16 protein-coding genes and 2 pseudogenes are annotated in these 20,614 nt (G+C 73.1%); 9 read left to right on the forward strand and 9 right to left on the reverse strand.

Going from position 1 to position 20,614, the window contains the following annotated elements; translation table 11 throughout:
• The 3 genes and pseudogenes from ACIF9R_RS25370 to ACIF9R_RS25380 form a co-directional block, all read left to right on the forward strand.
• Positions 1–388 (forward strand): annotated as a pseudogene (locus ACIF9R_RS25370) (hypothetical protein); the annotation flags it as partial.
• 813 nt (positions 389–1,201) lie between these two features.
• Entirely contained in the window at positions 1,202–2,365 is a 1,164-nt protein-coding gene (locus ACIF9R_RS25375) for an exonuclease SbcCD subunit D (protein ID WP_399984309.1), read from the forward strand.
• A complete protein-coding gene (locus tag ACIF9R_RS25380) occupies positions 2,362–5,358 on the forward strand; it encodes an AAA family ATPase (protein ID WP_399984312.1) in 2,997 nt (998 codons plus the stop codon). The genes ACIF9R_RS25375 and ACIF9R_RS25380 overlap by 4 nt, the downstream gene beginning before the upstream one ends.
• 6 nt (positions 5,359–5,364) lie before the next feature.
• Here ACIF9R_RS25380 and ACIF9R_RS25385 read toward each other — a convergent pair whose 3' ends face one another.
• Entirely contained in the window at positions 5,365–5,811 is a 447-nt protein-coding gene (locus ACIF9R_RS25385; protein ID WP_399984314.1) for an Lrp/AsnC family transcriptional regulator, read from the reverse strand.
• 94 nt (positions 5,812–5,905) lie between these two features.
• Between ACIF9R_RS25385 and ACIF9R_RS25390 the strand changes: the two genes are divergently transcribed.
• Positions 5,906–6,379, forward strand: a complete 474-nt coding sequence (locus tag ACIF9R_RS25390; protein ID WP_399984317.1) for a rhodanese-like domain-containing protein — start codon at positions 5,906–5,908, stop codon at positions 6,377–6,379.
• A 28-nt stretch (positions 6,380–6,407) separates the two neighbouring features.
• Positions 6,408–6,867: pseudogene (locus tag ACIF9R_RS25395) on the forward strand (hypothetical protein); the annotation flags it as partial.
• Here ACIF9R_RS25395 and ACIF9R_RS25400 read toward each other — a convergent pair.
• Entirely contained in the window at positions 6,788–8,476 is a 1,689-nt protein-coding gene (locus ACIF9R_RS25400) for a DUF885 domain-containing protein (protein ID WP_399984320.1), read from the reverse strand. The pseudogene ACIF9R_RS25395 and the gene ACIF9R_RS25400 sit on opposite strands and share 80 nt — an antisense overlap.
• 32 nt (positions 8,477–8,508) lie before the next feature.
• Complete coding sequence (locus tag ACIF9R_RS25405; RefSeq protein ID WP_399984322.1) at positions 8,509–9,000, reverse strand: Lrp/AsnC family transcriptional regulator; 492 nt, start codon at positions 8,998–9,000, stop codon at positions 8,509–8,511.
• 71 nt (positions 9,001–9,071) lie between these two features.
• On the opposite strand from ACIF9R_RS25405, the gene ACIF9R_RS25410 reads away from it, so the two are divergent.
• A complete protein-coding gene (locus tag ACIF9R_RS25410; RefSeq protein WP_399984325.1) occupies positions 9,072–10,247 on the forward strand; it encodes a trans-sulfuration enzyme family protein in 1,176 nt (391 codons plus the stop codon).
• A 204-nt stretch (positions 10,248–10,451) separates the two neighbouring features.
• Here the strand turns inward: ACIF9R_RS25410 and ACIF9R_RS25415 are convergent, their stop codons facing one another.
• The 3 genes from ACIF9R_RS25415 to ACIF9R_RS25425 all read right to left on the reverse strand — a co-directional run bounded on the left by ACIF9R_RS25415 (position 10,452) and on the right by ACIF9R_RS25425 (position 14,681).
• Positions 10,452–11,714, reverse strand: coding sequence for a GNAT family N-acetyltransferase (locus ACIF9R_RS25415; RefSeq protein WP_399984327.1), 1,263 nt, complete (start codon positions 11,712–11,714; stop codon positions 10,452–10,454).
• A 98-nt stretch (positions 11,715–11,812) separates the two neighbouring features.
• Positions 11,813–13,402: an alkaline phosphatase D family protein gene (locus ACIF9R_RS25420; RefSeq protein ID WP_399984329.1), complete on the reverse strand. Its 1,590-nt coding sequence runs from the start codon at positions 13,400–13,402 to the stop codon at positions 11,813–11,815.
• A 448-nt stretch (positions 13,403–13,850) separates the two neighbouring features.
• Positions 13,851–14,681: an alpha/beta fold hydrolase gene (locus ACIF9R_RS25425; protein WP_399984332.1), complete on the reverse strand. Its 831-nt coding sequence runs from the start codon at positions 14,679–14,681 to the stop codon at positions 13,851–13,853.
• Between the two features lie 245 nt (positions 14,682–14,926).
• Here ACIF9R_RS25425 and ACIF9R_RS25430 point away from each other — a divergent pair, with 245 nt between their 5' ends.
• Positions 14,927–15,688, forward strand: coding sequence for a GntR family transcriptional regulator (locus tag ACIF9R_RS25430; protein WP_399984335.1), 762 nt, complete (start codon positions 14,927–14,929; stop codon positions 15,686–15,688).
• A 32-nt stretch (positions 15,689–15,720) separates the two neighbouring features.
• On the opposite strand, the gene ACIF9R_RS25435 is transcribed toward ACIF9R_RS25430, so the two are convergent.
• The 3 genes from ACIF9R_RS25435 to ACIF9R_RS25445 all read right to left on the reverse strand — a co-directional run bounded on the left by ACIF9R_RS25435 (position 15,721) and on the right by ACIF9R_RS25445 (position 18,816).
• Positions 15,721–16,878: an ROK family protein gene (locus tag ACIF9R_RS25435; RefSeq protein WP_399984338.1), complete on the reverse strand. Its 1,158-nt coding sequence runs from the start codon at positions 16,876–16,878 to the stop codon at positions 15,721–15,723.
• Positions 16,879–16,984: 106 nt separating this feature from the next.
• Positions 16,985–17,647 (reverse strand): response regulator, encoded by a 663-nt coding sequence (locus tag ACIF9R_RS25440; protein ID WP_399984341.1) that lies wholly within the window; start codon positions 17,645–17,647, stop codon positions 16,985–16,987.
• Between the two features lie 14 nt (positions 17,648–17,661).
• Positions 17,662–18,816 carry a sensor histidine kinase gene (locus ACIF9R_RS25445; RefSeq protein ID WP_399984344.1) on the reverse strand — a complete coding sequence of 385 codons (1,155 nt, stop codon included), beginning with the start codon at positions 18,814–18,816 and terminating at the stop codon, positions 17,662–17,664.
• A 108-nt stretch (positions 18,817–18,924) separates the two neighbouring features.
• Between ACIF9R_RS25445 and ACIF9R_RS25450 the strand changes: the two genes are divergently transcribed.
• A complete protein-coding gene (locus ACIF9R_RS25450; RefSeq protein ID WP_399984346.1) occupies positions 18,925–19,845 on the forward strand; it encodes an ATP-binding cassette domain-containing protein in 921 nt (306 codons plus the stop codon).
• Between the two features lie 2 nt (positions 19,846–19,847).
• A complete protein-coding gene (locus ACIF9R_RS25455) occupies positions 19,848–20,573 on the forward strand; it encodes an ABC transporter permease (RefSeq protein ID WP_399984349.1) in 726 nt (241 codons plus the stop codon).
• Positions 20,574–20,614: the final 41 nt, after the last annotated feature.

Below are 20,614 nucleotides of genomic sequence, written 5' to 3' on the forward strand. Positions count from 1 at the left end.
GCGTCCGCTCGGGATACGTCTCACCAGCTATGTGCCCGCTCGCCACAAGATCAGGACCCTACCCGACCAAGATCACACTACGGAAGCGACGTTGGTGTTCGGGGTGTCGTTGAAGGCGGTCGATACGTGGTGGGCGAAGTGGCAGGCCGGCGGGTGGGAGGCGCTGGTCATGCGGGTGCCCCCGTACTCACCCGAGCTGAATCCCGATGAGCTGGTCAACGCCGACCTCGAACACAGCCTGCCCAAACAGCAACGGGCCCGCGATCAGGCCGAACTCGCCGCCGAGACCCGCCGCTTCTTCCGCAGAAACGCCAACGACAACCGCACATCGTCCGCGGCTGCTTCGGAGGCCCGCACGTCCGCTACAGCCTGGACGAGAACCCCATGAGTTTCTGATCAATAGGCCCTCGTGCTCAGCGAGCGCCGCGCGACAAGGAATCTCAACGGTCCGCACAGACGAGTTGCCGGCGGTTGTTGGGGATGGCGTACCCGAGCCCTGCGCTCATGTCGACTTGCCCTTGCTGACAGCGAGCACAAGCCGACGTGGGGTTCGTGATGCAGCGCGCAACACAGACCCCGATCGCCGTAGCGGACCGCGCCATGTCGGAACGCGGAGCTTTACGCAAGAGCACTTGACGTGCAATGCAGATCCGAGGAATTAATGCCCGGGGGGAATCGCCTTCTTACGCCAGCGGGAAGTCAGGTCGGTCGGCTGCTCAGATTTCCTGAGCGAGACATAGCGGCATATCTGGATTCCCGATACGGCTGACGCGTGGGCGTTTTGCTCCATACCGAGGGGCTTTATGGCGAGCGTTTTCCAGAAAGTGTAAGACGGATGAGAAGTCGCGAGGGTTACCTCCTGCATGCCCATCATGGTGGGGAAGTGCTCGACTCGAACTATCGAACCGAATTCAAGGCCGCAGCGAGGAGAGCGGGATACGGTGATGAGCCGTGGACCGCGCACACGCTGCGCCACTCCTTTGCAGGCAGCGCCGTCGCCGGCGGCGTGTCGCTCCTCGAAGTCCTGAGGTGGCTTTGGTCACTCCACCATCCAGATCACGGCCGACATCTATGGCCATCTGACTCCGGACGCTGGTGGCAGACTGAGGTCCGTGATGGATCAGGTGCTGACAGGCGCTAGCGTGGTCGGTGCTGACTACAGGGGCTGAGCAAGGGGGAACATGCAGGTCGGAGCGGCGTCTTGAGAGTTCTGCACACGTCCGACTGGCACCTCGGCCGGTCCTTCCACCGGGTCGGCATGCTCGGGGCGCAGGCCGAGTTCGTCCGTCACCTCGTCACCACCGTGCGTGAGCGCGAGGTCGACGCGGTGGTCGTGTCGGGAGACGTGTACGACCGTGCCGTGCCGCCGCTCGCCGCAGTCGAACTGTTCGACGACGCCCTGCACCGTCTCGCCGGCCTCGGCGTGCCGACGGTGATGATCTCCGGGAACCACGACTCGGCCCGCCGCCTCGGCGTCGGTGCCGGACTCATGGGGCGGGCCGGTATCCATCTGCGGACCGAACCGTCCGCGTGCGGCACGCCCGTGGTGCTGTCCGACGGTCACGGGGACGTCGCCTTCTACGGACTCCCGTACCTCGAACCCGCCCTCGTGAGGGACGAGTTCGCGGTGGAGCGGGCCGGCCACGAGGCGGTGCTCGCCGCCGCCATGGACCGCGTGCGCGCGGACCTCGCCGGCCGCCCGCCCGGCACCCGTTCCGTCGTCCTCGCCCACGCCTTCGTCACCGGCGGCGAACCCAGCGACAGCGAGCGGGACATCACCGTCGGCGGGGTGGCCGCCGTGCCCGCCGGGGTGTTCGACGGAGTCGACTACGTGGCCCTCGGCCATCTGCACGGCTGCCAGACCATTACCGACCGCGTGCGCTACTCCGGCTCCCCGCTGCCGTACTCCTTCTCCGAGACCACCCATCGCAAGACCCTGTGGATCGTCGACCTGGCCGCCGACGGGGCCGTCACCGCCGAGCGCGTCGACTGCCCCGTGCCGCGCGCGCTGGCCCGGATCCGCGGCACCCTGGAGGACCTGCTCGCCGACCCCGCGCTGGCCCGGCACGAGGAGGCGTGGGTCGAGGCCACGCTCACCGACCCGGTCCGCCCGGCCGAGCCGATGGCCCGGCTCACCGAGCGCTTCCCGCACACCCTCAGCCTCGTCTTCGACCCGGTCCGCCCCGCCGACGACCCCGGGATCTCCTACGCCCGCCGCCTCGCCGGCCGCGACGACCAGCAGATCGCAGAGGACTTCGTCACCCACGTACGCGGCACCGGCCCCGACCCGCACGAACGGGCCGTCCTGCGGGACGCCTTCGACGCGGTCCGCGCGGACGACGCGGTACGGGAAGTGGCGCGATGAGGCTGCACCGGCTGGACATCACCGCCTTCGGGCCCTTCGGAGGCACGCAGAGCGTCGACTTCGGCGAGCTGTCCGCCGCGGGGCTCTTCCTGCTGCACGGCCCCACCGGCGCCGGCAAGACCTCCGTCCTGGACGCCGTCTGCTACGCGCTGTACGGCTCCGTCCCCGGGGCCCGGCAGAGCGGCCAGGGGATGGCGCTGCGCAGTGACCATGCCGCCCCGGGCACGCGGACGGAGGTCACCCTCGAACTCACCGTCGCGGGCCGGCGGCTGGAGATCACCCGGCAGCCGCCCTGGGAACGGCCCAAGAAGGGCCGCCGCACGGGCACCACGGTGGACAAGGCCCAGACCTGGCTGCGCGAACGCGACGCGGTCTCGGGCGCGTGGAAGGACCTCAGCCGCTCGCACCAGGAGATCGGCGAGGAGATCACCCAGCTCCTCGGCATGAGCCGGGAGCAGTTCTGCCAGGTCGTGCTGCTGCCGCAGGGTGACTTCGCGCGCTTCCTGCGCGCCGACGCCGAAGCCCGCGGCAAGCTGCTGGGCCGCCTCTTCGACACGCGCCGCTTCGCCGACGTGGAGAAGCGCCTCGCGGAGCGCAGGCGGGCCGCCGAGTCCCGGGTGCGCGACGGCGACGCGGACCTGCTGGCCGACGCCCACCGGATGCAGCAGGCCGCGGACGGCACCATGGAGTTGCCCGAACTGACGCCCGGTGAACCGGGACTGGCCGAGGTCGTGCTGGGTGCTGCGGCCGTCGCCCGCAGCACCGCGCGGGAACAGCTCACGGCCGCCCGCTGCCGTCTCACCGCCGCCGAGTCCGCCCTGGCCGACGCCGACCGGATCCTGGACGAGGAACGCGAACGGGACCGGCTGCAAAGGCGGTTCGCCGAGGCGCGGGAACGGGCGGCGCGACTGGAGGAGGAGACCGGCGCCCACCGGGAGGCACGGACCCGCATGGAGCGGGCGCGCAAGGCCGAGACCGTCGCCCCCGCGCTGGACCTGCGGCACTCCGCCGAGACCGAGCACCGGCGCGCGGCTGCCGCCGAGCTGCGCGCGCGAGCCCTCCTCCCGGCGTCCCTGTCGGACGCGGGAGCGGACGGACTCGCGGTCGCCGCCCGCAGGGCCGCCGAGGAACTGGGCGGGCTGGAGTCGGCCCGCCGCGCGGAGCGGCGCCTGACGGATCTCCTCGGCGAGCGGGCAGGCATGGACCGGCAGGAACGCGCCGACGCGGAGGCCCAGCGGGACGCGGAGTCCTGGCTCGCGGACTGGGAGGAGACCCGGACCGGTCTGAAGAGCCGCATCGAGTCCGCGCAGCAGGCCGCGACCCGGGCCGGTGAACTGGCCGTGCGGCGCGACCTCGCACAGCAGCGGCTGAACGCCGCGCGCCTGCGCGACCGGCTCGCCGAGGACGCGGACACGGCCGCCGAAAAGGCCCGCGCCGCCCGGGAGCGCGCGCTCACGGCCAGGCAGCGGTGGCTCGATCTCAAGGAACAGCGGCTGAACGGCATCGCCGCCGAACTGGCCGCCGGTCTCACCGACGGCGAACCCTGCGCTGTCTGCGGTGCCACCGAGCACCCCGCCCCCGCCCGCAAGGTCGACGGGCACGTCGACCGCGAGACGGAGGAGCGCGCCCTTGCCGATCACCAGAGCGCGGACGAGCGCCGCGCGGAGGCCGAGCGGCGGCTCGGTGCCGCACGGGAGGCACTGGCCGCCGCGAGCGCCGAGGCCGGGGACGGCGCCACCGAACAACTCTCCTGCACGGTAGACGAGTTGGAGCGGGAGTACGCGCGGGAGCGGGAGGCCGCCTCCGTACTGCACTCCGCGCAGGAGCACCTGCGCCGCGCGGAGCACGAGTACGAACTTCGGGTCGCCGCCCAGCGCGAGGCGGCCGTCCGGGCCGCCTCCCGCGTGGGCCACCGTGAGCGGCTGGACCGGGAACGCGCGAGCCTGGAAGCGGAGTTGGCGCAGGCCCGGGGGGACGCCGCCAGCGTGACCGCGCGCGCCGCGCAGCTGGAACGGAGCGTCGCGCTGCTCACCGACGCCGCCGACACCGTCCGCGCCGCCGAGAACGCGGCCCGGCGGCTCAAGGAGGCCGACGCCCGGCTGGCCGACGCCGCCTTCAGGGCGGGCTTCGACACCCCGCAGACCGCCGCCGACGCCCTCCTCGACGACGCCGCCCATCGCGCACTGCAACGGCGCCTGGACGCCCGGCAGCAGGAAGAGGCGGCCGTACGGGCCGTCCTCGCCGAGCCGGAGGTCGCTGCCGCCGCGGGGCGGCCGCCCGCCGACCTCGCCTCCGCGCGGCGGGCCGCCGAGGAAGCAGGCCGCAGGGCGCGTGGAGCGGCCTCCGCCCATGACGCCGCCGTCCGGCGCTGCGCCGAACTCGACCGGCTCTCCACGCGGGCCACCGCCTCGGTGCGCCGGCTGGGGCCGCTGCGCGAGGAGTACGACCGGGTGGCGCGCATGGCCGGCCTCGCCGCCGGCACCTCCGCGGACAACGAACGCCGGATGCGGCTGGAGTCGTATGTCCTCGCCGCCCGGCTCGAACAGGTCGCCGCCGCCGCGACCGTACGGCTGCACCGCATGTCGTCCGGCAGGTACACCCTCGTCCACTCCGACGACCGTACCGGCCGCGGCCGCAGCGGCCTCGGACTGCACGTCGTCGACGCCTGGACCGGGCGGGAGCGCGACACCGCGACGCTCTCGGGCGGCGAGACCTTCTTCGCCTCCCTCGCCCTCGCACTCGGCCTCGCGGACGTCGTCACCGACGAGGCGGGCGGGGTCCGGCTGGACACCCTCTTCATCGACGAGGGCTTCGGCAGCCTCGACGACCAGACCCTCGACGAGGTCCTGGACGTCCTGGACTCCCTGCGCGAACGCGACCGCAGCGTCGGCATCGTCAGCCATGTCGCCGATCTGCGCCGGCGGATACACGCCCAGCTGGAGGTCGTGAAGGACCGCTCGGGTTCGCGACTGCGCCAGCGCGGAACGCGGTGAGGACGGTCACTGCCCCAGCGGGCGGCGCGGTAGGGGCGAGGAGTACACGACGCTGGTGGTCACCGAGCCGAGCGTGCCGATCCGGCCCGACACCTCCTCCAGATGCCGCATCGAACGGGCGGCGACCTTGATGACGAAGCAGTCGTCGCCCGTCACGTGGTGCGCCTCCAGGATCTCGGGCGTCGCGGCGACGAGGTCGTGGAACGGCTTGTAGTTCCCGGTCGGATAGCGCAGCCGTACGAAGGCCAGGATCGGCAGCCCGATCCGCTCCGGGTCCACCACCGCCGCATAGCCCCGGATCACGCCGGCCTCCTCCATCCGGTGCACCCGCTCGGTGACCGCGCTGGCGGACATCGAGACGGCGCGGGCGAGTTCGGCGTAACTGGCCCGTCCCTCACGCTGGAGGACTTCGAGAATGCGCCAGTCCGTGGCGTCCGGTGAATACACGGTCATACCCGAGAAGTAGCAGGCGATCCCCCGGCCGATCAAGGCAACGGCCGGGGATCTCTCCTTCAGACCCGAACGGCGTGGCCGTAGTTTCTCTCCCATGACCACCCCCGTGAACCCCGTCCTGCGTGTCGCCCCCGCCGTCCCGGCCGAGGCCGCCGCCCACTTCCGCGCGAGCCTCGCCTTCCACGCCGACGTCTCCGACGTGGCCGCCGCGCTCGCGGCGGACGACGACACCGGCTTCGTCCTGCTGGACTCCCGCTCCACCGAGGCCTGGGACCAGGGTCATGTCCCCGGCGCGGTGCACCTTCCCACCGCGCTCGTTCCCGAGCGGGCTGCGCGGCTCCTGGATCCCTCGGTGCCGGTCGTGACCTACTGCTGGGGCCCCGGCTGCAACGGTGCCGCCCGCGCCGCGCTCGCCCTCGCCGAACTCGGCTACCAGGTCAAGGAGATGCTCGGCGGATTCGAGTACTGGGTCCGTGAGGGCCTGGAGTTCGAGACCCGGTGGGGCCGCGAGCGCCGCGCCCCCGACCCGCTGACCGCACCCGTGGGCGCAGACGACTGCGGATGCTGAACTCCCGTGCCGGGTGGGAGGAGTTCGACGGCCCGACATCCTCGTCACGGGCCACGCCCTCGGCGGCCCCGACGGCGGCCTCGGCGCGATCGACGTCGCCATGCGCGACGCGCACTGCTCCGTCGACGCGCGCTCGGTGCCGCCGCCGGTCCAGGCCCACGCCCGGCACCGCGCCGGCCGGGCACGCGGTCGCCGTGGACACCGTCGACCCCGGTCCGGTGGGCACCGGTCACCCGAGGCCCGGGACCCGCGGCGCCGTCGCCGCGTTCTTCCCCGCGGGACGCCGGGGCGTGCCCGGCGACCCGGCCCGCCTCATCGCCCGGCCGGCCACGGACGAGGCCGGCCGGATCACCGGTCAGGTCGTCGACTCGGAGGGCCGCTTCCGGCGCCGACCGGCGCCGGCCCGGCTCAGAGCGCCGACAGTTCGTCCACCAGGTCGTCCAGGCCCAGCGGGCCCTGGGAGAGGGCCGCCATGTGCCAGGCCTTGAGATCGAAGGCGTCGCCGTGCCGCTCACGGGCCTTCTCCCGGCCCAGCAGCCACGCCCGCTCGCCGAGCTTGTACCCGATGGCCTGCCCCGGGATCGTCAGATAGCGGGTCAGTTCGCTCTCCACGAAGTCCGCCGGGCGGCTGCTGTGCCGGCCGAAGAACTCCTCGGCCAGCTCCGGTGTCCAGCGCTCACCCGGGTGGAACGGCGAATCTGCCGGGATCTCCAGCTCCAGGTGCATACCGATGTCGACGATGACCCGGGTCGCCCGCATCATCTGCGCGTCCAGATAGCCCAGCCGCTCCTCCGCGTCCGCGAGGAAGCCGAGTTCGTCCATCAGCCGCTCCGCGTACAGCGCCCAGCCCTCGGCGTTGGCGCTGACCATGCCCACCGAGGCCTGGTAACGGGAGAGGTTCTCGGCCACGTGCACCCACTGCGCCAGCTGGAGGTGGTGCCCGGGAACGCCCTCGTGGTACCAGGTCGAGACCAGGTCGTAGACCGGGAAGCGGGTCAGCCCCATCGTGGGCAGCCAGGTGCAGCCCGGCCGGGAGAAGTCCTCCGACGGGGGCGTGTAGTACGGCGCGGCCGCGCTGCCCACCGGGGCGATCCGTGACTCCACCTTCCGTACCCGTTCGGCGAGGTCGAAGTGCGTGCCGTCCAGGGCCTCGACCGCCCGGTCCATCACGCCCTGGAGCCACTCGCGGACCTCGTCGACCCCCTCGATGTGCCGTCCGTGCTCGTCCAGGTGCGCCAGCGCCACCCACGGTGTCTCCGCGCCGGGAAGGATCTTCTCGGCCTCCTTCCTCATCTCGCCGAGCAGGCGGTGGTACTCGGACCAGCCGTACGCGTACGCCTCGTCCAGGTCGAGATCGGTGCCGTTGTAGTAGCGGGACCAGCGGGCGTAGCGCTCCCGGCCCACGGTGTTCGGCGCGCCCTCGACGGCCGGCGCGTACACGTCGCGCATCCAGTCCCGCAGCTCCACCACGGCCGCGGTCGCCGCGCGGGCGCCTTCGTCCAGCTCCGCACGCAGCGTGTCGGGCCCCGCGGACGCGAAGTCCTCGAACCAGCCGCGGCCCTCGCCCGTGTCCGTCCACTCGGTGAGCTGTCCGACGAACGTCTCCGTCGGGCGCGGAGCCGCGTACAGCTTGCGCTCCAGGCCCAGCGCCAGGGACTCGCGGTAGCCCGCCAGCGCGGCCGGGACCGCGCGCAGCCGCCCGGCGATCGCCGACCAGTCCGCCTCCGTCTCCGCGGGCGTCACCGTGAACACCTCACGCACCGAATGCGCGACCGTGCCCAGGTTGCCGACCGCGCGCAGACCCTCGTCGGCCTCGTGCACGGCCAGTTCCGCGGTGAGCCGCTCGCGCAGCAGCCGGGCACAGCGGCGTTCGACGCCGCTGTCCGCTCCGGGCTGCCGCTCGGCCTCGTCGAGCCGTCCGAGCGTGGCCCGGATGAGCTCGGCGTGGGCCTCCTGCCCGGCCGGTGAGAGATCGGGCAGCCGGGAGGAACTCTCCTTCACTCCCAGGAACGTGCCGGTGATCGGGTCGAGGGCGATGAGCTCGTCGACGTAGGCGTCGGCGACCTGACGGGGGAGGGCGCTGCTGGTCTGTGACATGCGGACCATCCTGGTACGCGGCCCGCCGCACGTCACCCGGATTGTGCCGAGGGCGAAGGCGGCAGCATCGGGCCGCAGTCCCACTGCTGGAAGATCAGCCGGGTCTCCACCCGCGCCACCTCGCGCTGTGACGTGAACTCGTCGAGCACCAGCCGCTGCAGATCCGTCATGTCCGCGACCGCCACATGCACCAGGTAGTCGTCGGGGCCGGTCAGATGGAACACGGTCAGCGACTCCGGCAGCACCCGGATCCGCTCCACGAACGGTCCCACCAGTTCTCGCCGGTGCGGTCTGACCTGCACCGACAGCAGTGCCTGCAGACCCCGGCCCAGCTTGGCGGGGTCCAGCTGCAGCCGGTGCCCGAGGATCACGCCGGAGCGGCGCAGCCGGGTCACCCGGTCCAGACAGGTCGACGGTGCGACCCCGATCTGTGCGGCGAGATCCCGGTACGTCGTCCGGGCGTCGTTCTGCAACAGCCGCAGCAGATGAAGGTCCACCGGATCCAGTACGACAGATTCGGCCATCCGTCGAACGTAGCACGGGTATGTCCGCCACAGGTCCGCCCGGTGTTCACCCTGCCGGTATGGAACTGGGCATGGACACGCGACGCACCACCAGAGCACTCGCCACCGAGGCCGTGCATGCCGGCCGGGACGATCTCGCCGGACTCGGACTGCACGCCCCGCCGATCGACCTGTCCACCACCTACCCCTCGTACGACAGCCGCGCCGAGGCCGCCCGCATCGACGCCTTCGCCACCACCGGCGCCGAACCGGACGGCCCGCCGGTCTACGGGCGGCTCGGCAACCCGACCGTCGCCCGCTTCGAGACCGCGCTGGCCCGGCTGGAGGGCACCGAGTCGGCGGTGGCGTTCGCCAGCGGGATGGCGGCGCTCAGCGCCACACTGCTGGTCCGCGGCTCGATGGGGCTGCGCCATGTCGTCGCCGTACGCCCCCTGTACGGGTGCAGCGACCATCTGCTGACCGCCGGGCTGCTCGGCTCCGAGGTGACCTGGACCGACCCGGCCGGGGTCGCCGACGCGCTGCGGCCGGACACCGGTCTGGTGCTGGTGGAGTCCCCGGCCAATCCCACGCTCGCCGAGGTCGATCTGCGGGCCGTCGCCCACGCGTGCGGCTCCGTGCCGCTGCTGGTCGACAACACCTTCGCGACTCCGGTGCTCCAGCGCCCGGCCGAACACGGGGCGCGGCTGGTGCTGCACAGCGCGACCAAGTACCTCGGCGGCCACGGGGACGTGCTGGCGGGCGTGGTGGCCTGTGACGAGGAGTTCGCCGGGCAGTTGCGGCAGGTGCGGTTCGCCACCGGTGGCGTGCTTCATCCGCTGGCCGGCTATCTGCTGCTGCGGGGCCTGTCGACCCTGCCGGTACGGGTGCGCGCGGCGTCCGCGGGAGCCGCGGAGCTCGCCGCCCGGCTCGCCGCCGACCCGCGCGTCAGCCGGGTGCACTACCCCAGCATCGGCGGGGCGATGGTGTCCTTCGAGGTGCACGGTGACCCGCACGAGGTGATCGCCGGCGTACGCCTGATCACCCCGGCGGTGAGTCTCGGCAGCGTGGACTCCCTCATCCAGCACCCCGCGTCCATCAGCCACCGCATCGTCGACGCCGACGACCGCAGGGGCGCCGGGGTCAGCGACCGGCTGCTGCGGCTCTCGGTCGGCCTGGAGGACGTCGAGGACCTGTGGGCCGATCTGGACGCGGCGCTGGGGACGCCGACCGGGACGCCCGACCGCGCGGAGGCGCTGGCCCAGGGCTGACGTACGGCACCCACGAGGCGCGGCCCGGTGACCTCCGCCGGGCCGTTCCCCGATCCGGCACCTTCCTCGGCACCTTCCTCGGCACCTTCCTCGGCACCTCCTCGACACCTCTTCGACACCCGAAGCAGGGAACCGTGCCCGGCCCGGCTGAGAGGCACCGCGCACCGGAGCCGGGCGGCCGCGCCGGTGATCCGAACGACGTCCCTACGACCGGCCGATCCGCTCGCCGGACTCCCGCACGTGGTGCGCCGCTACGGAGTCCAGGCGGGCGGTGATCACCAGGGTGCCCTCCTCGATCTGGTAGTCGAGAGGCAGGCCCAGGCCGCGCATCGCGGCGACCATGCCGGTGTTGGACGCCTGCGTCACGGCGTACACCTGGGCGCAGCCCGCCTCGGCCGCCATCGCCACCAGACGCCCGAGGAGCTCGGCGCCGATGCCCCGGCGCTGCCACGCGTCCTCCACGATCAGCGCGACCTCGGTCTCGTCGCCGTCCCACAGGAGATGACCGAGGGCGATGATCCGGTCCGCGGAGGTCTGTGCGACGAGCGTCCGCCCGAAGCGAGGGCTGAGCAGATGGTTCAGATACCGGTCGGCGTCACCGACCGGTCCGTGGTAGCGCCTGCGCAGGGTCTCGGGGGAGCACCGCTCGTGCATCGCCCGCGCGGCTGCCAGATCGCGGGTGTCCGCCCGGCGCACGGAGAGGTCACTGCCCTCGGGTAGCGTGAGCACATCGTGGCCGCGTGGGATCCGCGGCCCGAGCCGGGCGTCCAGCTCCACCAGCGCCCGGGCGCGGGCGAACTCGGTGGGCGTGAAGGGCAGATACGGCCGCTCCACGGTGAGCACCCCGCCCTCGGGATCACGCAGCCGGATCACGGTGTCCTCCAGGGATCCCTCCGCCGGTACGGTCCCGGCCGCCGCTGCACCGAAGGCTCGTACGGCGGGCCGGGAGCGGATCGTGCACCGTCCCAGCAACTGGCGCAGCGCCAGGGGCAGTTCCGCCGCATCCGTGGCGGTGCGGGCGGCCAGCCCCAGCACCCGGGTCGGTGCGTCCACCAGATCGTGGGCGTCGGCCCGCTCGGTCCAGGTGTGCGTGCCCCCGGCGAGGGACACCGCGGTGATCAGGTCCGTGCCCGCCGGTGCGCGCAGCAGGAACTCGTCCACGGTGTCCTCGCCCAGCGGGTGCGTCTGCAGGCTCAGGATGTCGACCCGCCGCTCGGCCAGCGCCGTGCACAGCGCGGCGAGCGCGCCCGGTTCGTCCTTCACCGTCGTCCGCATCCGCCACAGCACGCTCTCCGCGGGAACGGCGGAGCGCGGCGGGGCATCCCCGGTATCGTCCGCCGGCGGGGCGTGGCCGTGGCGGCGTGCCCACCACGCCTGGAACGCGGCGGTGCACCGCCCGGTGAGACCGGCGGGGTCGGTTCGGCCGTGCGCGGGGCCGTCCTGCGGGGTGTTCGTCACGTCAGACATGTCTCGACTCATACAGCCACTGTGAAGGAACTGTGTTTCGTGATCACGAACGAGCTGTGACTGACGGGTAAAGACATGCTTCTGTCTGATTTGCCTGGTTACTGACCGACCAGGCCCGGCTGCAGTGTCTTCGTGAACAGCACGGTGCCGTCCTGCTCGCGCAACCGCACCGTCAACTCGGCGCTGTCGCCGTCGATGTCGACCTCGCCGAAGAACTGGAAGCCGCCGGCGGGCGAGACGTTCGACGCGCTCGGCGCCTTCACCCACACCCGCTCGGGACCGAACGTGCCGTCCAGGGCGTTGGCCGGGAAGGCGCCCGCGTTCAGTGGTCCCGAGACGAACTCCCAGAACGGTTCGAAGTCACCGAACGCGGCCTGCTCGGGCCGGTAGTGATGTGCCGAGGTGTGGTGCACATCGGCCGTCAGCCACACCGTTCCGGTGATCCGCCGGCGCTTGACGAACCGCAGCAGCTCCGCGATCTGCAGCTCCCGGCCGAGCGGCGCCCCCGGGTCGCCCTGCGCCACCGCCTCGACGTGCTGCCGGCCTTCGGTGGTGTCCGGCACGACCAGCCCGATCGGCATATCTGCGGCGATCACCTTCCACACCGCCCGTGACCGCGCCAGCTCCCGCTCGAGCCACTCCAACTGCTCACGCCCGAGGATGCCCTGCGGGTCCACGGTCTGGTCACCGGAGGAGTTGGCACCCCGGTACGTCCGCATGTCCAGCACGAACACGTCCAGCAGCGGTCCTTGCCGCAGCACCCGGTACATCCGGCCCTCCCGGGAGCCCGGCCGCGGTGTCGTCGACGTCGGGAAGTACTCACCGAACGCGCGCCGGGCCCGGGCCGCCAGGACGTCGACGCTCTTCTCCGTGTAGCGGGTGTCGGTGTCCGCGATCTGCTGGCCGGGGTACCAGTTGTTGCGCACCTCGTGGTCGTCCCACTGCACGATCGAGGGCACCCGGGCGTTGAACCGGCGCAGGTTCTCGTCGAGCAGGTTGTAGCGGAAGTTCCCCCGGAACTCGGCGAGGGTCTCGGCGACCTTGGACTTCTCCTCGGTGGTGACGTTCCGCCAGAGGCCGCCGTCCGGGAGCGCGGCGGTCGCCGCGATGGGCCCGTCGGCGTAGACCGTGTCGCCGCTGAACAGGAAGAAGTCGGGGTCGAGCCCGGCCATCGCGTCGAAGATGCGGTAGCCGCCGAAATCGGGGTTGATGCCCCAGCCCTGTCCGGCCAGGTCGCCCGACCACAGGAACCGCACGCCGTCGCGGCGCCGGTCCGGCACAGTACGGAAGGTGCCGGCCACCGGCTCACCGCGGCGGCGCGGGTCGTCGGGGTCGGTGAGCAGGACCCGGTAGTGGATCTGCTCACCGGACGGCAGCCCGCGCAGCCGGGTCGTGCCGGTGAAGTCGGTGCCCGGGCCGAGCAGCGGACCGCGCCATCTGCGCGGGTTGCGGAACGACTCGGTCGCCGAGGTCTCGACGATCATCCGGGCCGGGCGGTCGGACCGCACCCACACCAGCCCGGAGTCGCGGGTCACCTCGCCCGTCTGTACGCCCCAGGCGGCCTCCGGGCGTCCGGAGCGGGCGAACGCGGGCGCCGCACCGAGCGCGGCGGGCAGGGTCAGGGCCGCCGAGGCCGCGAGCGAGCCGCGCAACACGGCGCGACGGCCAGGGAACGGACGGTGTGTCATGGATGCGCCTCCAGGAACGGGCTCCGGCCAGTGTGCGCTGCCACACCTACGCGGCCGGTGCGGCTCGCACGCGAACCCGAGGTGAACAACCGGTCCCCGCGCGGTGGGCCGCCCTACCGGGACCACACCCGATCCGCGCCCTCGTCCGTGGGGCGGGCACGCCCCCGTGGCTCGGCGCGGGTGGCACACGTACGCCTTCGGGCACGTGCCCTACCGGTTCGTCGAGCACGGCCGGTATCCGTTCGCCGGCCGCCGCCGTGCCTTGCGCCCGTACGCGTGGTCCGTGGGCGTACGCCCCGCGCCCTCCGCCTCGTGGACCGTGACAAGCGGCGATATGCTCCGGCCCGGGGAGGCGGTGGGCCTGGCCCCCCGGGTACGTCCCCGGTGACGTCGTGGCAGGGGTACGTGTGTCCCTGCGATCGCCCGTCGGAAGGCGGCCGGCCGGAGGTCAGCGGCTGCCGTCGAGGAGGACGCGGGCGACCAGCGCCGGGTCGTCGTTCATGGGGACATGGCCGCAGCCCGGCAGCCGGACGAGACGCGCGCGGGGGATGATCCGCTTCGCGCGGACCCCCTGCCGGGGAATGAGCAGCCGGTCCCGCGCGCCCCAGGCGACGGTCACGGGGATGCCGGGCACGTCGTCGGTGAACCGTACGGTGGTGCCCGCGCGGAGCGTCTCGGTGAAACCGGTGGCCCCGGCGAGTGCAAGCGTCTCGGCGACCACGGCCTCCGGCGAACGGCGCCCGGGACGGGCGTAGATGGTGCTGGTCAGCACCGCCCGGCCGGGCGCGGAACGGGCGAGGCGCTCGACCAGGGGCAACGGCATGCGCTCCGCGACCCGGCGCATGCCGAGCAGCACGGTGAACGCGTAGCGCCGCTCTGCCTGGGTCCAGAAGCCCGCCGGGGAGAGAGCGGTGACGGAGCGGACGAGCCGGTCACGGCCGAGCCCCAGGGCCAGCAGACCGCCCAGCGAGTTGCCGGCCACATGCGGCCGGTCCAGTTCCAGCGCCTCGCACAGGGCGCCGAGGGCGGCATTCATGGTGGGCAGGTCGTGGACGAGGCCGTCGGGCAGCGACGGGGAGGCGCCGAATCCGGGCAGATCCACGGCGATGACCTCGCGCTCGGTCGCGAGGATGTCCATGACCGGGTCCCAGGCCTGACGGTGATGACCGATGCCGTGCAGCAGGAGCAGCGGCTCACCCCGGCCCACGCGCGTGTAGGACAGGGTCACGGTCTGCGGGCCGAGGGGGGAGGTGACCTTGAACGAGACGGTCGCGGACATGAGGTGCTCCTCGTCGGGGACTCGCGGAAACGGACGCCGCCTGACGCCGTGGACAGCTTGTCAGCAATTGCTACCGACGGGTAGCCCTCGCTCCTCCTTCCGGGTTCCATCCTGTCGCGCCCCTCGTCGTGCCGATTGGTATTGACCAAGGGTGAGGGCCGCCCTATGGTCGCTGAGAAGTGAAACAACCTTTAATAAACAAGGGCGCTAAAACGCCGCCGGACACGGCGATCGTGGAGGACAGGGTGGGGACCCCGCAGCTGGAAACGGTGCCGGAACCGAAGTACTGGCACCTCAGGACCGTGCTCAGCGAAGCGCTGGACTCGGAGTTCTCCGTGGGCGAGATCCTGCCCAACGAGCGTGACCTGGCGGCCCGCTTCGGCGTCGCCCGCGCCACGCTCCGGCAGGCACTGGAGCAGCTCGAACTGGAAGGCAGACTGCAGCGCCGCCGCGGGGTGGGCACCACGGTCGCCCCGCCCCGGATGGGTGTCTCCGTCGGGGCGGAGACACACGCCTGGCCGGGAGGGCCGCGCGACGCCTGGCAGACCCTCGACTGCGCCCTCGAAACGCCGCCCGCCGCCGTCGCCGAGTCGCTGGTGACCGGCCGCGACGAGCCCGTGCACGTCGTGCGGCGCTCCCGTGTCTCCCACGGTCAGCCCGTCGCCGCCGAACTGCTGTACGTCCCGGCGGACTCGGTGCCCGACCTGTCCGGCATCGACGCGCCGTCCGGAGCGGCACGCGCGCGTGCGGTGCTGCGGGAACTGCAGCACCTGGAGCTGGAGCGGCAGGAGAACGCCGTGGAGCTGGGCTCCGCCCGCGCGGACGACGCCAGGGAGCTGGACCGGCTGCCCGGTGCGCCCGTTCTCGTCGTCACCACGCGATTCATCGCCCGCGGCCGCACCGCCGCGCTCTCGGTGGCCACCTACCGCGCGGACACCTGCCGGCTGACGTTCGGCGACTTCGGCGGCGTGCAGATCCACCACGGCCCGGAACAGCAGGCATCCTGACCTCACGGCCCCCGCTGGTCCGCCGGACGGGCCTAGCGGCGGGCCGTCACCGTGCCCTCCACCGCGAACAGTTGTTCCTCCACGTGGTCGAGGGCGAGCCGTACCGCGCCCGTGGCGACCGCCGCCTCGCCCAGGAGGGACAGGGAAACCCTCGGTGGGCGCAGGCAGTAGCGGGCCAGTTCACCGCGCAGCGGCTCCAGCACGCCGTCCAGCCCCGCCGCCCAGCCGCCGATCACGACCAGTTCCGGATCGAGGGCCAGCACCAGCGCCGCCACGTCGTGGACCAGCCGGTGGATGAAGCGGTCCATGGCCGCGCGTGCCCGTGCGTCGCCCTCGCGGGCCCGGGCGAAGACGTGCGCGACGGCCTGCTCGTCGAGCGGGTGCAGCGGCTCGTCCGTGGTGGACAGCAGCGTCTCCGGCGTCGCCTCCCGGCCCAGCAGATGCAGCGCGCCGATCTCCCCGGCCGCCCCGCCGTACCCTCGGTGCAGCCGTCCGCCGATCAGCGAACCGGCGCCCGGACTCAGGCCGGCCAGCACGAACACCACGTCGTCGGTGTCCCTGGCGGCGCCCTTCCAGTGCTCGGCGACGACGGCCGCGTTGGCGTCGTTCTCCACCAGCACCGGGCACTTGAAGGACCGGCTCAGCCGCTCGCCGAGGCCCAGCCCCGTCCAGCCGGGCAGGGCGGTGCCCAGCCGCACCGTGCCGTCGGCCTCGACGATCCCCGGGGTGCCGACGCCCACGGCCCGCAGGGAGCCACGCGGGACACCGGCCCGGCGCAGCAGCTCCGCGACAGCCGCGCGCAGCCGCTCCAGACGCTCGTCCGCGTCGACCCGCTCGTCGACCTCCCGTGCCTGCGCGCCGATCACCCGGCCGTCCAGATCGGCCAGCAGCGCGGCCACCCGGTGCGCTCCGATCTCCAGGCCGAGCACATGACCGGCCTCCGCCCGGAACCGGAACCGCCGTGCCGGCCGCCCCTGGCGCCGCGCGGTCCCCTCCTCGGCCGCCGTCTCCACGACGAGCCCCGCCCCGATGAGTCCTTCCACGACGCCCTCGACCGTCGGCCGGGACAGCCCGGTGACCCGGGTGACCTCGGTCAGCGTCGCGCAGTCCGTGGCCCGCAGAGCGTGCAGCACCACCGCGGAGTTGATCCTTCGCAGCAGCGAGGGGTCCCCGCCGGTCAGCCGACCCACCGTCCGTCCTCCGAGCTCGTGCGTGTGTGGGGCGGATCGTACTCGGCGGGGCGGACCCCGGCGACATCCGGGCGAGCACGTCCCGGTCCCGCCCCGCGGACGCGGCTCATCCCGGCGCCACGAACCCCGACTCGTAGGCCGCGATCACCGCCTGGGTCCGGTCGCGTGCCCCGAGCTTGGCCAGTACGGAGCTCACATGGGACTTCACCGTCTCCGTCCCCACCACGAGCCGGGAGGCGATCTCCGCGTTGGTCAGGCCCCGCGCCATCAGCCGCAGCACCTCGCCCTCGCGCCCGGTCAGCCGCGCCCGCTCCAGCGCCGATCGCGCCGCCCGGTTGCCGCCCCCGTCGCCGTACTCGGCGGCGAGCCGGCGCACCGAGGCGGGGAACAGCAACGACTCGCCCTCGGCGACCAGCCGCACCGCGTGCACGATCTCCGCGGGGCGCGCCCGCTTGAGCAGAAACCCGTCGGCCCCCGCGCGCAGCGCCCCGTAGACGTACTCGTCGTTCTCGAAGGTCGTCACGACGAGGATCTTCGGCGGCGCGTCGACCGACCGCAGCAGTGCGCGCGTGGCGTCGATGCCGTCCATCAACGGCATCCGCACGTCCATGGCCACCACGTCCGGCCGCAGGCGCCGCACCAGCGGGATCACCGCCGCCCCGTCGGCCGCCTCCCCGACGACCTCGATGTCCGGCTGCGCCTCCAGCACGGCCCGCAGACCGGCGCGTACCAGAGGTTCGTCGTCGACGAGCAGTACGGTCACCGGCATCCGGCCAGCCTAGATCAGCCCAGCGGCAGCTCGACCCGCACCCGCCAGTCGCCCCGGTCGGGCCCCGTCCACGCGCGACCGCCCAGCAGCGCGGCCCGCTCGCGTATGCCGCGCAGTCCGCTGCCCCGCCCGGGGCCCGGTATGTCCTCCGTCAGCCGGTTGCGGATCTCCAGCAGCAGCGTGCCGTCGGCGACACCGATCCGGACCCGCACGGGGACCGCTCCGGCGTGCCGCAGCGCGTTCGTCAGCGACTCCTGCAGGATGCGGTAGCCCTCGCGGGACACCGGCCCCGGCGCCTTCTCCAGCGGGCCCGTCACCTCGGCGTCGACCGTCGTCCCGGAGGCGCGGGCGGACTCCAGCAGACGGTCGGCGTCCACGAGCGTCGGACGGCCGCCGACCGGCTTCTCGGGCTCGCGCAGGATGCCCAGGACCCGCTCCAGGTCCTCCAGCGCCGCCCGTCCGGCCTCCTCCACGGCGCCCAGCGCCCGGTCGGTGAAGGCGGCGTCACCCGCCGCCCTGGCGGCGCCGGCCTGCACGACGGCGACGGTCAGGGCATGGCCGATGGAATCATGCAGCTCCCGCGCGATGCGCGTGCGCTCCAGGAGCTGTTCGGTCCTGACCTCCATGGCGGCCAGACGCTCGGCGGGGGAGGGGCCGAGCAGTCGGCGCGCGATCGCGGTGACCAGTTCGCCGAGACCCACCACGGCCGCGTACAGCACGATCAGGGGGAGCGGGACGAACAGGGCGTAAGCCCAGTGGTGTTCGGCGTCCTCCAGCACCGGCACACCACCGGGCACCGTTCCCGTGGCCACCTGGACCAGGGAGTAGGCGAGCAGCGGCAGCCACACCGTGAGGAAGACCGTCACCACCGCCAGCATCAAGCGCACCGCCAGCCACAGCGCGGTACGCCTCCGGTCCCGCCACGTCGCCGACGGCTCCTCGGAGATCTCCGGATCCCGCTCACCGGGCGTCAGCAGCAGCCGGGCCTGCACACCCTCGCCCCTGCGCACCGAGGAGACCAGCCCCAGGGGGACCAGCACGAGCGCGGGCACCCAGGGTGTCGTGGGGTCGATGAACATCCACACGCTGAACGGCAGCCCGGGCACCCAGAGATGCAGCAGGCGCGTGTAGGTCGTCCCCAGCCGGAGGGGACGCAGCAGGCGGATCATTCCGTCATCGTGTCAGCGCCCACGGACAACCGCCTCCCCCGCACGGGGGAGCGGATCTCCACGCCCGGGGGAGGCGTCCGTACCGGCCCGGCGGCCACGCTGACACACATGACCAGCATCGACGTCCAGAACCTCACCAAGGAGTACGGCACCCGGCGAGCCGTCGACGACCTCACCTTCCGTGTCCTGCCCGGCCGGGTCACCGGCTTCCTCGGGCCCAACGGCGCCGGCAAGTCCACCACCATGCGTCTGGTGCTCGGACTGGACCGTCCGTCGTCCGGCACCGCCACGATCGGGGGCCGCGGCTACGCCGCCCTGCGCGACCCCCTGTGCCGGGTGGGTGCCCTGCTGGACGCCCAGGCCGCCCACGGGGCCCGCACCGGTCGCGACCATCTGCGTGTCCTGGCCGCGACCCACCGCATCCCGGACCGCCGGGTCGACGAGGTGCTGGCGGAGACCGGCCTCGGCACGGCCGCGGGCCACCGGGTGCGGACCTACTCGCTGGGCATGCGCCAGCGGCTGGGCATCGCCGCCGCACTGCTGGGAGACCCCGGGGTCGTGATGCTCGACGAACCCTCCAACGGCCTGGACCCGGAGGGCATCGTGTGGATCCGCGGCCTGCTGCGCCGACTGGCCGACGAAGGGCGGACGGTCCTGGTCTCCAGCCATCTGATGAACGAGACCGCCTCCTTCGCCGACCACCTCGTCGTCCTCGGACGGGGGCGTCTGCTGGCCGACACCCCCCTGCGGGAGTTCATCGACGCGCGCGTGCGGCCCGCCGTCCGGATCCGTACCACCGATCCCACCGCCCTGGTGCGCGCCCTCGCGCGGCACGGACACGAGGCCGTGGAGCATCCGGAGGGGCACTGGACCGTGCCGGACGCGCGGGTGGACGACATCGGGCGCCTCGTCTTCGCCGCGGGGGTGCCGCTTCTCGAACTCGCGCCGGACGAGGGCACGCTGGAGCAGGCCTACCTGGATCTGACCGCCGCCGAGACCGAGTTCACCGCACAGCCCCAGGAGGTCTGACCATGTGGTTCGCACCCGTGCTCCACGCCGAGTGGCTGAAGATCCGCACCGTCCGCTCGCTTCCGGGCGCGCTGCTCGCGCTGTTCGCCGTGACCACGGCGTTCTCCGCGGTGGCCGGAGCGGACAACGCCTCGGACCCGGAGTCCGACCTTCTGTTCACGGCGCTGTCCGGGGCCGCACCGGGACAGATCGCCGCGATCTCCTTCGGCGCCATGGCCGTGGCGACGGAGTACCACAACGACGCGCTGCGGCTCTCGCTGGCCGCCGTCCCGCGGCGGGGGCGCTGGTTCGCCGCGAAGGTCACGGCGATCGCCGCTTCGACGTTGCCCGTCGGGCTGCTGAGCGCCGTGGCGGCCCTCTTCGCGGGGCGGGCGGGGCTCGGGGACGCGGCGAACGGCCTCACCACGGCGGAGCAGATCCGCGGGGTGACCGGCTGCGGCGTCTACCTGACCCTGATGGCCCTCCTCGCGGCCGGCCTCGCCACCCTGCTGCGCAGCGGAGTGGCCACCCTGGCCGTGCTGATCCCGTTCGTCCTGGTGGTGTCCTTCGTGATCGGCGGCGCGGCAGGCACCGCCACCGACTTCCTGCCCGACCGGGCCGGGCAGGTCGTCCTCCAGCAGACCCCCGACGGAACACTGGGCCCCTGGTCGGGACTTGCCGTGACCGCCTTGGGGGCGGCCGCCGCCCTGCTGGCCGGGGCGTGGAGCCTGCGCCGCAGGGACGCCTGACCGGCTGTGAGCTGACGTACCGCCAAGTGTCAGTGGCGGCC

Source organism: Streptomyces sp. NPDC086080 (genome assembly GCF_044540255.1).
Lineage (GTDB): Bacteria > Actinomycetota > Actinomycetes > Streptomycetales > Streptomycetaceae > Streptomyces.

Coding starts and splice junctions, on each gene's coding strand:
- ACIF9R_RS25420 (WP_399984329.1), bottom strand. CDS start 13,402: ATGACACACCGTCCGTTCCCTGGCCGTCGCGCCGTGTTGCGCGGCTCG.
- ACIF9R_RS25390 (WP_399984317.1), top strand. CDS start 5,906: ATGACCACCCCCGTGAACCCCGTCCTGCGTGTCGCCCCCGCCGTCCCG.
- ACIF9R_RS25455 (WP_399984349.1), top strand. CDS start 19,848: ATGTGGTTCGCACCCGTGCTCCACGCCGAGTGGCTGAAGATCCGCACC.
- ACIF9R_RS25440 (WP_399984341.1), bottom strand. CDS start 17,647: ATGCCGGTGACCGTACTGCTCGTCGACGACGAACCTCTGGTACGCGCC.
- ACIF9R_RS25380 (WP_399984312.1), top strand. CDS start 2,362: ATGAGGCTGCACCGGCTGGACATCACCGCCTTCGGGCCCTTCGGAGGC.
- ACIF9R_RS25450 (WP_399984346.1), top strand. CDS start 18,925: ATGACCAGCATCGACGTCCAGAACCTCACCAAGGAGTACGGCACCCGG.
- ACIF9R_RS25405 (WP_399984322.1), bottom strand. CDS start 9,000: ATGGCCGAATCTGTCGTACTGGATCCGGTGGACCTTCATCTGCTGCGG.
- ACIF9R_RS25445 (WP_399984344.1), bottom strand. CDS start 18,816: ATGATCCGCCTGCTGCGTCCCCTCCGGCTGGGGACGACCTACACGCGC.
- ACIF9R_RS25425 (WP_399984332.1), bottom strand. CDS start 14,681: ATGTCCGCGACCGTCTCGTTCAAGGTCACCTCCCCCCTCGGCCCGCAG.
- ACIF9R_RS25385 (WP_399984314.1), bottom strand. CDS start 5,811: ATGACCGTGTATTCACCGGACGCCACGGACTGGCGCATTCTCGAAGTC.
- ACIF9R_RS25410 (WP_399984325.1), top strand. CDS start 9,072: ATGGACACGCGACGCACCACCAGAGCACTCGCCACCGAGGCCGTGCAT.
- ACIF9R_RS25400 (WP_399984320.1), bottom strand. CDS start 8,476: ATGTCACAGACCAGCAGCGCCCTCCCCCGTCAGGTCGCCGACGCCTAC.
- ACIF9R_RS25415 (WP_399984327.1), bottom strand. CDS start 11,714: ATGTCTGACGTGACGAACACCCCGCAGGACGGCCCCGCGCACGGCCGA.